The sequence below is a fragment of the Serratia sp. NA_112.1 genome, from assembly GCF_052691715.1.
Window position 1 is genome coordinate 132,532 of the sequence record NZ_JBQZFO010000008.1, and the last position, 12,179, is coordinate 144,710.

Consider the following 12,179-nt stretch of genomic DNA (forward strand, 5'->3'; position numbering starts at 1 on the left):
GATATCCAGCTGAATCGAGACTCATTACAGATAAAATTCTGTCGTGTTGGGAATATTTTATCGAGCACTAATCGACCATTTCTCTTCAACTCATTGTTAAATATATATAATATTTTTATAGATCCTGACGAGGTGCATTTTTATTGCCGAATAGCGCCTGATTGGTCAAAGTTTGGCCTTTCATCTCAACGCAAAAATGCGTAATATACGCGCCCTTGCGGACACAGTATGGTTACTCTTTGTCTATGCGCATTGGACACCACCAGCTTACAAATTGCTTGATTGCGGCCCCGATGGCCGGCATTACAGATCGCCCATTTAGAGCCCTATGTCATGCAATGGGTGCTGGAATGGCTGTATCCGAAATGCTCTCCTCCAATCCGGAGGTGTGGCGGACGGATAAGTCGCGTCTGCGTATGGTCCATAGCGATGAACCAGGGATCCGTTCCGTGCAGATTGCCGGATGCGATCCGGATGACATGGCCGCCGCGGCACGTATTAACGTGGCCAGTGGTGCACAGATCATCGACATCAATATGGGGTGCCCGGCCAAGAAAGTGAACCGGAAGCTTGCAGGATCTGCCTTGCTGCAGTACCCGGATCTGGTTAAACAGATCCTCCACGCGGTAGTTAACGCTGTGGATGTGCCGGTAACACTTAAGATCCGTACCGGCTGGGAACCCGAACACCGTAACTGTGTAGAGATTGCCCAACTGGCCGAAGACTGTGGTATACAGGCCCTGACTATTCATGGCCGAACCCGTGCCTGCCTGTTCAACGGCGACGCGGAGTACGACAGCATTCGGGCAGTTAAGCAGAGTGTTTCCATTCCGATTATCGCGAATGGCGACATTACTGACCCGCATAAAGCCAGAGCAGTGCTCGACTACACTGGGGCTGATGCCCTGATGATAGGCCGCGCTGCTCAGGGGAGACCCTGGATCTTCCGGGAAATCCAGCATTATCTGGACACTGGGGAACTGCTGCCCCCTCCGCCACTTGGCGAGGTTAAGCGTTTGTTGATAGGGCATATTCGGGAATTGCACGGCTTTTACGGCCAAGGCAAGGGATTCCGGATTGCTCGTAAGCACGTATCCTGGTATCTCCAGGAGCACGCCCCGAATGACCAGTTTCGGCGCACATTCAACGCCATAGAGGATGCCAGCGAACAGCTGGAGGCGTTGGAGGCATATTTCGAAAATCTTGCGTAACAAAAAAGAGCTGACAGAACTATGTTCGAACAACGCGTAAATTCTGACGTACTGACCGTTTCTACCGTGAACTCACAGGACCAAGTGACTCAAAAGCCTCTGCGTGACTCGGTGAAACAAGCACTGAAGAACTATTTTGCTCAACTGAATGGTCAAGACGTTAACGATCTGTATGAGCTGGTATTGGCTGAAGTTGAACAGCCACTGTTGGACATGGTGATGCAATACACCCGTGGCAACCAGACCCGTGCAGCCCTGATGATGGGCATCAACCGCGGTACGCTGCGTAAGAAATTGAAAAAATACGGCATGAACTGATACTAGTCAGTTGGCATGTTGAAAAGGCGCAACCTCGCAAGAGGCGGCGCCTTTTTCTTCTCTGGTGTTTTATCAAAAGCAGCCCAATGCGAATGAGAATATTCGCATGCCAATCCTCCTTATCAGGCCGTATTGTGTGTTACAATATACATTCCTGGAGCCGCCTTCGCGGGCCTGCAGCCATCCCTCCGAAGCCTGATAGCAGCACGAACCGCCCTTCGAGTGTAAAGATTTGGTCAATTATGGAATCTGGCTAAACGATAGTGATGTCTGGGTGTCTGAATGGTCGTAACGCAATTGAGTGGATCCTTGTGCGTTACAGATTGCTGCCCCTTTTAATGCATAAATGAGTTCATATGAAGCGTCCGCAAAAATTCAAAATGGCCCTGCTACATCCTCGCTACTGGTTTACCTGGTTCGGGCTGGGCTGTCTGTTCTTACTGGTTCAACTCCCCTACCCGCTGCTGCACAAGCTCGGTATATGGATGGGCCGCACCTCGATGCACTTCCTGAAACGCCGGGTTTCCATTACTCGCCGTAACCTGGAACTCTGTTTCCCAGACATGGACGTGGCGCAGCGCGAGCGCAAAGTGACAGGTAACTTCGAATCCCTCGGCATGGGCCTGCTGGAAACCGGCATGGCCTGGTTCTGGTCAGATAAACGCGTTAAGCGCTGGTTCAACGTTTCCGGTATCAATCATCTGAAAGCGGCACAGCAAAACCAACGCGGTGTGCTGGTGATTGGCGTGCATTTTATGTCTCTGGAGTTGGGTGGCCGTGCCATGGGGCTGTGCCAGCCGATGATGGCGATGTACCGCCCGCACAACAACAAAGCGATGGAATGGGCGCAAACTAAAGGCCGCATGCGTTCCAACAAGGCGATGCTCGATCGCAAAGACCTGCGCGGTATGGTTCAGGCTCTTAAGCGCGGCGAAGCCGTATGGTTCGCTCCGGATCAAGACTACGGCCCACGCGGCAGCGTATTCGCTCCGTTGTTCGCCGTCGATCAGGCCGCCACCACCAGTGGGACCTATATGCTGGCACGCATGGCCAAACCGGCGCTGGTACCGGTGGTTCTGATTCGTCGCGAGAAAGGTCGGGGTTATGATCTGCTGATCCAACCGGCACTGGAAAATTACCCCATCGGCGACGAAGTCGCCGCCGCGGCTTACATGAATAAAGTGGTGGAAAAAGAGATCATGCGCGCCCCTGAGCAGTATATGTGGCTGCATCGTCGCTTCAAAACCCGACCGGCCGGTACCCCCTCGCTGTATTGAGCCAACACCTGATTTTCCAAGCCCGGCCAACGCCGGGCTTTTTCGTGCGCCCTACTTATAAAACTGCGGATTGACGATCGGCTTTACTGTAATATCCTTTTTTACCCGCACAGGAAAAGGAAATGATGAAATCTCAAGTCCGCATTGCTCTGGTCGGTGACTACAAACCCGAAGCCATTTCCCACCAGGCCATCCCTATTGCTCTCCAGCTTACCGCCAGCCACCTTAATGTCGATATCCAATCCCACTGGCTGCCCACAGAAACCATTACCACCACTTCGGTACTGCAAGACTATGATGCGATCTGGGTGGTACCCGGCAGCCCCTATAATCATGACGACGGTGCCTTTATGGCCATCCGCCATGCCCGGGAGCAGAATATCCCTTTCCTCGGCTCCTGCGGTGGCTTCCAGTATGCGATTGTGGAATACGCCCGCAACGTCATGGGATGGCATGATGCTGGACATGCGGAAACCGACCTTGGCGGCAGGCTGGTGATTGCTCCACTGAGCTGTTCGCTGGTCGAAAAAAGCGGCACCATTCTTTTCCAACCCAATACGCTGACCGCACGAGCCTACGGCAAGCTGGAAACGCACGAAGGTTACCACTGCAACTTCGGCGTTAACCCGGAATTTGTCGCCGACCTACAGCAGCATCCGCTGATTATCAGCGGCCACGACAGCGAAGGTGACGTGCGTTCGGTCGAGTTGCCAGGGCACAGTTTTTACGCCGCCACGCTGTTCCAGTCTGAACGGGCGGCATTACGTAACGAGCTTTCCCCGTTGTTGGTGGAACTGATCAAGACCGCCGCAAGTATCTGACAGAGGCGGATGATAAGGGCCATACCGACATGGCCCTATTATTAATAATAGCTTTATCCCCGAGCGCAGCGAATTGACTTATTATAGGCACAAAGAATTCATTCCAATTTAATTTAAATGTCACCCTATCGTCACACTCAAAACAACCATCCGTGATAAGTAAACTCAAAAATAAAATTATTGGAAAAAATTATTATTTATTCCCAAATAATATATCATTAGGGCCACTGTAGATTAGCGTTGTGTTTCCGACAGCCAATTACCTTTCGGCAGGTTTGAAGATGGACCATTGACGTGAAATTCAGCTACCAAGACCGAGATAGGCACCCATACCATCACAGTAAAAAACCGCAAAAAAATAAAAATCAACACATTGAAAAAAAACAATTAAAAGCCAAAAAACCTTAACGGAAAGGGCTTTCCGGAAGGTGATGAATGTCGCATTCCAAACCACGAAATCCTATTTTTCATCTCCTGATTAATGACATTTAAAAAAACATACCAAGCAAAACATTAAAAACAAAATGAATTAAATAAATATAATTACATCAGATCGTTAAAAATAGTTAATGTTAAATTGGGCTAATTCACCATCACCTTTTATAATGTTCGAGTACTTACCGACTGCTCATTTATTTAAGTCGATTCTTTCATATATTTATGGAGGTGTTTCCGTGTCTGCTTATTCTCTCACGACGGTACAACAGGCCGTATGGCTTGATCAAAGCTTAAACCCTGATATTCCACTTTATAATGTCGGATGCTTATGGCGTGTAGAACGGGAAATCTCATTCCCTCTGTTTAAACAAGCCATCCACTACGTACAGCAACAGCACGATGCATTGCAGACCGCCCTACAGGAAACGCCGCAAGGCGTTACACAGCGGTCGCTACCTCAAAAATCCATTGAGCTTCACTACCACGATTTTTCACAGCGGGAAGATGCCGCCAGCCAGGCGCATAACCACCTGCGTGAAATGTTTATCCAGCCATATCAACTGTATGAAGATCTGCTCTGGCGTTGCCATTTAGCCAAGATCGATGACTCCACGACGTTATGGCTATTGGCCTCCCACCACCTGATTGCGGATGGCACCTCGATCTCGTTATTAAGTCGCATGATCATGGATCGCTATAAGCAATTAAAAATGGGAGAAAAAGGTGATGCCAGCAACTCACGCTACCGTGATTTCGTGGCCAACGACCAGGCCTATCTTCAATCGTCCCGCTATCAGCGCGACCGCGACTGGTGGCTCGAACGTTTCGCAGCAGCGCCCCCCTCAGTTTTAGAACGGCGACAAAATTACACCGAGCAACAAACCTATCCCAGCACCCAAATCATCAAGCGCTTACCACAACAACGTTTCCTGCGATTAGAGCAATATGCGGCTCATCACGGCGGTTCAGCAATGCACTTTATGGTGGCACTGCTGGCCAGTTGGTTCGCACGGATTTGGCAGGTGGACAGCGTCACCTTGGGTGTCCCGGTGCATAACCGCAGCACCAGCGATCATAAGCAGACGCTGGGTATGTTCTCCTCCATGATCCCGCTCAATATTAACGTCGACTTACAGCAACCCTTTGCCCACCTGCTGCAACAAGTGGGCAGTGAACTGCGCAAATGCTATCGCCACCAGCGCTTCCCCATCGCCGACCTCAACCGCCAACTGAATCTGCATCAACAAGGGCGACGCCAGCTTTTTGATATCAGTTTTTCTCTGGAGGTTTTCCCAACCGATATTGAACTGGAAGGAAGCCAATTCAAGGTCGAGAACATGCACCATGGCTATGAGCAACTGCCATTAGGCATTTACCTGCGTCACTACCATCCGGGCGATGATCCGGTGCTGGAGTTCAACCTCAACCAGGCCTGGTTTAGCCACCAGGACGGTGAGCGCATTGCCAGCCGCATCGTGCAAATGCTCGATAATCTGTTGGAAGGCGATGCCAATTTACCACTGGAGCAACTGCCGCTGTTGCTTCCCGCTGAGCATCAACATATTTTCCACGAATGGAATAACACGCAACAATCTTGGGTCATGCCGCAGGGCATTCACCAATTTTTAGAACAACAGGTATTGCGTACGCCGAACGCCCCAGCACTTTGCTATGAGCAGCAGCAGACAAGTTATTTGCAATTGAACCAGCAGGCTAACCAATTTGCCGGTTTTCTACGCCAGCAAGGAATACAGCCTGATGATCGCATCGCGGTTTGCGTCAACCGCAGCCCGGAAATGGTGATGGCCCTGTATGCTATTTTGAAATCAGGCGCGGCCTATGTGCCGATCGACCCCGACTATCCGCAAGATCGTTTACGACATATGTTGCAGGACTGCGGCGCGAAATACGTGTTGATCGACGAAGCCGGAGAGCAGGCATTGCATTCAATCCGTGACATCGTTATTCCGCGTCTGCACCTGCAGCACGATAGTCATCTGTGGCAACAGGAACCCAAGAGTAATCTTGCGCCGCTGGCTGACGACCCGCAGCGCAGTCTGGCCTATGTGATTTACACCTCCGGCTCAACGGGGAAACCCAAAGGGGTGATGAATGAACATCGGGGTGTCATCAACCGTCTGCTCTGGATGCAACAAGCCTATCCTCTGACGCACGACGACGTGGTGCTGCAAAAAACCCCGTTCAGCTTCGATGTTTCGGTCTGGGAATTCTTTTGGCCATTGATGGTGGGTGCCCGTCTGGCGATTGCCAAACCTGGCGGCCATCAAGATCCCGATTACCTTGGTGCCTGCATTGCTCAGCACCAGGTCACCACACTGCATTTTGTCCCCTCGATGCTGCAATTATTTTTACGCCATGGCGAAATGGCACAGTGCGCCCCCTTACGCCGCATAATATGCAGCGGTGAAGCCTTGCCTTTGGCCACGGTACAGCGTTGTTTGCAGCAGTTGCCACATGCAGAGCTACACAATCTTTATGGCCCGACAGAAGCGGCAGTGGATGTCTCCAGTTGGCAATGCATGCCAGACGATGAGCGAGCGCTGGTGCCGATCGGCAAGCCAATCGCCAATACGCAGCTCCATATTTTGGACTCTCGGTTACAGCCGCTACCGCCCGGTATTGCCGGCGAGCTGCATATTGGCGGTATTCAGGTCGCTCGTGGCTATCTGAATCGTCCCGAGTTAAACGCCGAGCGCTTTATTGCTGACCCATTCAGTCACGATCCCCAGGCCCGTTTGTATAAAACCGGCGATCTCGCCCGCTGGCTGCCGGATGGCAACATCGAATATCTGGGGAGAAATGATTTCCAGGTCAAGATCCATGGGGTACGCATTGAGCTGGGTGAAATAGAGCAACAGCTACGACAGTGTGAAGGGGTCGAAGATGCCGCAATACTGGCAAGAGAAGATGAACACGGCGGAAAACGTCTGGTGGCCTATGTGGTGGCGCCAGACGAGAACATAGGTTCAGCGCAGTGGCGTGGTCAACTACAACGGCATTTGCCGGATTTTATGGTGCCTTCCAGCTTTATCAGGCTGAAGGCTTTGCCACTTTCCCCCAACGGCAAACTGGACCGCAAGGCTTTGCCTGCCCCCGCACCGGCTACGCAGGTTTCGCGACAGCATCAAGTACCGCAAACGGCGCAGGAGCAGTTGCTTGCGGGCTTGTGGAGCGAATTGCTCGGTGTCACGCAGATTGGTCTGGATGATGATTTCTTTGAACTCGGTGGACATTCGCTGCATGCCATCCAACTGTTGGTCAAACTGAAGCGCCGTGGTTATCCGGTGGTGATAAAAACCTTGTTTGCTCACCCCACGTTGCGCGCCCAGGCCTGTGCGCTGGCCGCCGAAAAGGGACCTGACGCCGCTGCCCCGCCAGTGGCTGCGCCACTGCAGCAGTTATTGGCCCGTCTCAATCACACCAACTTTACCTTTAAGCAGATACTGCGCCTAAACCGAACCGTGGCTGCCGATGATATCTGGATGGTTCACCCTGCAGTCACCGGTTGCGAAATTTATCACGATCTGGCCAGTTCACTGGAGGGGGACTTTAACGTTCTTGGCATTAACAATTACAACCTGTTTATCCACCCGCACATCACGTCATTACGCGAGTTGGCGTCACATTATCTCGACCATATGAAGCTGTCGCCTGCCCGCCCAGTGCGCCTGTTGGGTTGGTCGCTCGGGGGTTTGATTGCCCTTGAAATGGCGGCACAGCTTGAAAACAGAGGGGTTCGTGACATCCAGGTCTTCTTGCTGGACACCTTTTATCAAACGGACTTCCAAATCCGCAGCGAGCCTGGCCTGCTGGCAGCCATGCTGGTGATGTTGGGCATAGAAGGTGAAGCCGCCGACAGGGCGTTACGGGCGGAGCCGACTGAGTTATCCCTGAACAAGGAAACTCTCAGCGGGCCGTTACTGCACTCGCAGGTCACGCTATTTAAAGCCACGGAGGATGTGAATTTGAGTATGACCGAACAAGGGGATGGGCAAGAACTGCTGGCAATTGCCGACAACGGACTGTCATCGATTTGCCGTCATTTGCATATCCAGTCTTTGACCTGTAACCATCACTCGATTATTTTCAGTCATGATGAAATCGGACATGTGTTACGCGCATCATCAAGAACGCCGGCCATTTCGAGCGGGATCCGTTGAGTTTACCCTGCCTGCGGCACTCGTTGCCGCAGGCTTACTACATCAGTTGCCCTATCAGCGGCGCGGCAATCACCGTGATAATCCCCGCCAGCATCATCACCAGGCTGGAAACCACACCTTCTTCCTGCCCCATCTCATAGGCTTTCGCCGTGCCGGCACCGTGCGACGACGCCCCCAGCCCGGCGCCCTTGGCCAGGCTGCTGCGCACCGCCAGCCGCAGGAACAGAATGTCCCCCACCGCCATGCCGAAGACCCCGGTAATCACCACGAACAACGCCACTAAATCCGGCTGACCGCCCATCTGTTTGGCGGCCTCCAGCGCAAACGGCGTGGTGATGGAACGCACCGCCAGGCTGCGCTGTACCTCTTCAGGGAGCGTTAGCAGCCGCGCCAGCCACACCGAGCTGTAGACCGCCACCAGCACCGCCGTCAACACCCCGGCAGTGAGCGACAGCCAGTGGCGGCGGATAATATGCAGGTTTTCATAGACCGGCACTGCAAACGCGATAGTCGCCGGCCCCAGCAACCACAGCAGCCAGTGCGTTTCACCGATGTAATCCTGATACGAGATATGCGTCACCACCAGCAACAGCACCAGGATCATTGGCGTCAGTACCAATGGCATCAACAGCAAGGTGCGGCGGCGGCGGTAGAGTTTTTTATTGGCAAAATACAGCGCCAACGTCGCCACAAAGCAGACGATGCTCAGGATAAAATCATTCATCGCGCTGTTTTCGCTGTTGTAACCAGACTTCAAGTCGATAGACCCGGTCGACCACCAGCCCCGTCGCGCCCAACGTCAGCGTGGTGCTAATCGCAATCACCAGGAAAATTTTCCAGCCCTCTACCATCAGCAACTGGGCATAGTTGACCACCGCCACTACCGCCGGGACGAAAAACAGCAACATCTCTGCCAGCAGCCAGCGTGAACCGGCCCTGACCCAGCTCAACGGTAAAATCCTCAGCAGGATCAGCGCCAGCAGCATCAGCATGCCGACAATGTTGGCGGGCAGCGGCAGATGAAATTGCTTTACCAACCGGTCGGCAATCAGAAACAGCATCGCGTACAAAACAACCTGAACTGGCACCTGCAGGCGGGTCAACAGAGAGGGGGCTGCGCGGCGTAACGCCAATGACATGGAAGATAACCTCAAAAAAATTCAAGGTTTGCAGTATACGCGGCCAGGAAACCTTGCCTGAAATGAATTAAAATCATCAATATCATGCCATCAGGGAATAGTTTCCCGCCGGTATTGCCCTGAGGAGAGCCCAACGTGGATGTCCGCACCCTACGTTACTTCGTGGAAGTCGTGCGCCAGCAAAGCTTCACCCGCGCGGCGGAGAAACTGTTCGTCACCCAGCCGACCATCAGCAAGATGCTGCGGCATCTGGAAGAAGAGTTGGAGTGTACGCTGCTGATCCGCGAAGGACGCAAGCTGCACCTGACCGACAGCGGCCAGGCAGTGTACCAGCGTGGGTTGGCGATCCTGGATGAGTTCCGCCAACTGGAGGCCGAACTGGAAGACATCAGTTCGGTGAAAAAAGGCGTGTTGCGGCTGGGTATCCCGCCGATGGTCGGCCGGCAGATTGCCGATTTGATCCAACAGTTCCGCCACACCTACCCTGGTATCGAACTGAAAATTTCCGAGCTGGGCGGGTTGTCGGTCGAGCAGGCGGTGATGTCCGGCGAACTGGATCTGGCGATGACGATATTGCCCGTCGACCTGGATCAACCGCTGACTTTCTTGCCGCTGCTGAGCCATCCGATGTGCGTGGTTGCGCCACGTACGCCGCACTGGCTTAACCGCACCAGCATCGATATCGCCGAATTGGCCAACTGGCCGATCCTGATTTATAACGAGGATTTCTCGCTGTACAAAATGCTGATGAAGGCGTTCTGCCTGGCCGGTTTTGAACCGCAGATTGCGGTACGCAGCGGGCAATGGGATTTTCTGGCATCGATGGTGCAGGCCGGGGTCGGCATCGCTACCCTGCCGGAGCCGGTTTGCCAGTGGCTGGATAAAGAAAACCTGATCTGGCTGCCGCTGGAGCCGCGGATGGAATGGCGTGTGGGGCTAATCTGGCGCCAGGGCAGCTACCTGTCGCACGGCGCCCAGGCCTGGATCGCCTGCTGCCGCGACTACTGGCCGCCGGTCAAATAACTGGGGCCGCTTCTGCGGCCCCGTTGGCATTACCCTTCGCGCTCTATCAGCAGCGCTTCCAGCAGGTCGAGATCGTGCAACAGCTTTTGCAGCGTCTCGTTGCTGATTTTCTGCGTTGCGCGCAGGTGATACAGCTCCCCGCGCTCGGCGCGCAGCGCGGTCAGGCGGAAGCGTCGCTCGAGGTTCTCCAGCATCAGCGCATTTTCGATATCGTCTTTGGTGGTGATGCGCCGCCGCAACGTGCCCACGACCCGTGAACTGATCTCTTTCAGCACCTGCGGGTCGATGTTTTCTTCCACGTCGACGGCCAGGCGTTCTTCCATCTTGTTGATGCTTTCGATCGCCACTTCCGCCGCCATGGCAATCGCCATCCGCTCCTCGCTCTTGCTGGCGCTCTTGTCCGCCACCACTACGCCGCGCAGCAGCAACGGCAATGCCATCACGCCGACGATCAGTGAAAGCAGGATCACGCCGGCGGCGATGAACACCAACTGATAGCGCGCCGGGAAGGCGGTGCCGTCACTTAACAGCAGCGGGATCGACAGCACGCCGGCCAGTGTGATTGCCCCGCGCACCCCAGCGAACGACGCTATCCACAGCTCACGCGTACTGTAATCGCCAAACTGCAATGGCCGTTTTTTCATAAAGCGTCGGCTGGCGTTTTTCATCAGCCACAGCCAGGTAAAGCGCAGCAACAACAACGCTGCGTAGATAATCGCCACGTCGGCGAACAGGTACCAGGTCTGAATGGTCGGATCCAGCTCCGCCTGCAGGATTGAGGTTTCCAGGATCCCCGGTAGTTGCAGGCCCAACATGATGAACACCATGCCGTTAAACACGAACTCCAGCATCGCCCAGACGCTGTTGGCGCGCAGGCGCATCGCCAGTGGCGCATTGCGGATCACACCGGACTGGCTGATGGTCATCCCCGCGGCAACCGCGGCCAGAATGCCGGAGACGCCGATATGTTCGGCAATCAAATAGGAAGCGAACGGCAACAGCAGCAGGAACACGATCTGCGTGGCCGGATCATCGCCGCTCCAGCGGCTCATCATCCGCAGCGATTTGCTGTAGCACCAGGTGACAGCCACACCGGCCAGCAGGCCGCCGATAGCGACCTTCAGGAACTCCAAGGTAGCGCCGCCCACGGTAAACACCATGGTGCCCATCGCCACCGCGATGGCGAACTTGAGCGAAACCAGGCCGGACGCATCGTTCATCAGCGCCTCGCCTTCCAGCACACCCATGATCGGTTTCGGAATACGCCCTTTACCGACGATGCCGCCCAGCGCCACGGCGTCCGTTGGCGACAGCACTGCCGCCAGCGCAAACGCCGCCACCAGCGGGATACCCGGTACCATGGCGTAAATCAGGTAACCGACACCGACCACGGTAAGCAACACCAGCACCAGCGCCAGCCCCAGGATTTCACGGCCGTGATGCAGAAATTCGCGCGTTGGGGTTTTCCAACCGTCGGCAAACAGCAGCGGCGGGATAAACAGCACCAGGAACAGTTCGGGGTCAAAGTCGACATGCAGCCCGAAATGCGGCCAGGCCAGTAGAGCCCCGATGGCAATTTGCATTAACGGCAGAGGTATCTGGAACGGCAACATACGTGTCACCACCCCGGACAGGGAAACCACCAGGATCAAAATGAGGATTGTAAAAAATATTTCCATGCTTTCCTTAGACTCTCGGGTTCAGACTACATCTCTGATATATACCCCGATAGTAGATCACTTTTTTTACAGCGATTAAAGCTTGTTGTACC

General features: G+C 54.0%; 9 protein-coding genes. 6 read left to right on the forward strand and 3 right to left on the reverse strand.

Annotated elements, in window-relative coordinates; translation table 11 throughout:
• Positions 1-245: 245 nt before the first annotated feature.
• The 5 genes from dusB to ACUTQ5_RS16420 all read left to right on the forward strand — a co-directional run bounded on the left by dusB (position 246) and on the right by ACUTQ5_RS16420 (position 8,246).
• Positions 246-1,211, forward strand: coding sequence for a tRNA dihydrouridine synthase DusB (dusB, locus tag ACUTQ5_RS16400; protein WP_174354411.1), 966 nt, complete (start codon positions 246-248; stop codon positions 1,209-1,211).
• Positions 1,212-1,232: 21 nt separating this feature from the next.
• Positions 1,233-1,529 carry a DNA-binding transcriptional regulator Fis gene (gene fis, locus ACUTQ5_RS16405; protein WP_000462905.1) on the forward strand — a complete coding sequence of 99 codons (297 nt, stop codon included), beginning with the start codon at positions 1,233-1,235 and terminating at the stop codon, positions 1,527-1,529.
• A 356-nt stretch (positions 1,530-1,885) separates the two neighbouring features.
• On the forward strand, positions 1,886-2,806 hold the full coding sequence (gene lpxP / locus ACUTQ5_RS16410) for a kdo(2)-lipid IV(A) palmitoleoyltransferase (RefSeq protein ID WP_445652117.1): 921 nt from the start codon (positions 1,886-1,888) through the stop codon (positions 2,804-2,806).
• A 122-nt stretch (positions 2,807-2,928) separates the two neighbouring features.
• A complete protein-coding gene (locus ACUTQ5_RS16415; RefSeq protein ID WP_445652118.1) occupies positions 2,929-3,627 on the forward strand; it encodes a CTP synthase C-terminal region-related (seleno)protein in 699 nt (232 codons plus the stop codon).
• A 674-nt stretch (positions 3,628-4,301) separates the two neighbouring features.
• Positions 4,302-8,246 (forward strand): amino acid adenylation domain-containing protein, encoded by a 3,945-nt coding sequence (locus tag ACUTQ5_RS16420; protein WP_445652119.1) that lies wholly within the window; start codon positions 4,302-4,304, stop codon positions 8,244-8,246.
• A gap of 37 nt (positions 8,247-8,283) precedes the next feature.
• Here the strand turns inward: ACUTQ5_RS16420 and ACUTQ5_RS16425 are convergent, their stop codons facing one another.
• Together ACUTQ5_RS16425 and ACUTQ5_RS16430 are read right to left on the reverse strand one after the other, a co-directional pair.
• Positions 8,284-8,970, reverse strand: a complete 687-nt coding sequence (locus ACUTQ5_RS16425) for an LrgB family protein (protein WP_445652120.1) — start codon at positions 8,968-8,970, stop codon at positions 8,284-8,286.
• Complete coding sequence (locus tag ACUTQ5_RS16430) at positions 8,963-9,385, reverse strand: CidA/LrgA family protein (RefSeq protein WP_445652121.1); 423 nt, start codon at positions 9,383-9,385, stop codon at positions 8,963-8,965. Before ACUTQ5_RS16430 ends, ACUTQ5_RS16425 begins: the two co-directional genes overlap by 8 nt.
• A 135-nt stretch (positions 9,386-9,520) precedes the next feature.
• Between ACUTQ5_RS16430 and ACUTQ5_RS16435 the strand changes: the two genes are divergently transcribed.
• The gene (locus tag ACUTQ5_RS16435) at positions 9,521-10,408 is read left to right on the forward strand and encodes a LysR substrate-binding domain-containing protein (RefSeq protein WP_445652122.1); all 888 of its coding nucleotides are present in this window, start codon (positions 9,521-9,523) and stop codon (positions 10,406-10,408) included.
• Between the two features lie 29 nt (positions 10,409-10,437).
• Here the strand turns inward: ACUTQ5_RS16435 and ACUTQ5_RS16440 are convergent, their stop codons facing one another.
• A complete protein-coding gene (locus ACUTQ5_RS16440) occupies positions 10,438-12,087 on the reverse strand; it encodes a Na+/H+ antiporter (protein ID WP_062868858.1) in 1,650 nt (549 codons plus the stop codon).
• Positions 12,088-12,179: the final 92 nt, after the last annotated feature.

Bases quoted from the DNA above. Each gene is read 5' to 3' on its own strand.
- dusB (WP_174354411.1), top strand. From the start codon at position 246: ATGCGCATTGGACACCACCAGCTTACAAATTGCTTGATTGCGGCCCCG.
- fis (WP_000462905.1), top strand. From the start codon at position 1,233: ATGTTCGAACAACGCGTAAATTCTGACGTACTGACCGTTTCTACCGTG.
- lpxP (WP_445652117.1), top strand. From the start codon at position 1,886: ATGAAGCGTCCGCAAAAATTCAAAATGGCCCTGCTACATCCTCGCTAC.
- ACUTQ5_RS16415 (WP_445652118.1), top strand. From the start codon at position 2,929: ATGATGAAATCTCAAGTCCGCATTGCTCTGGTCGGTGACTACAAACCC.
- ACUTQ5_RS16425 (WP_445652120.1), bottom strand. From the start codon at position 8,970: ATGAATGATTTTATCCTGAGCATCGTCTGCTTTGTGGCGACGTTGGCG.
- ACUTQ5_RS16430 (WP_445652121.1), bottom strand. From the start codon at position 9,385: ATGTCATTGGCGTTACGCCGCGCAGCCCCCTCTCTGTTGACCCGCCTG.
- ACUTQ5_RS16440 (WP_062868858.1), bottom strand. From the start codon at position 12,087: ATGGAAATATTTTTTACAATCCTCATTTTGATCCTGGTGGTTTCCCTG.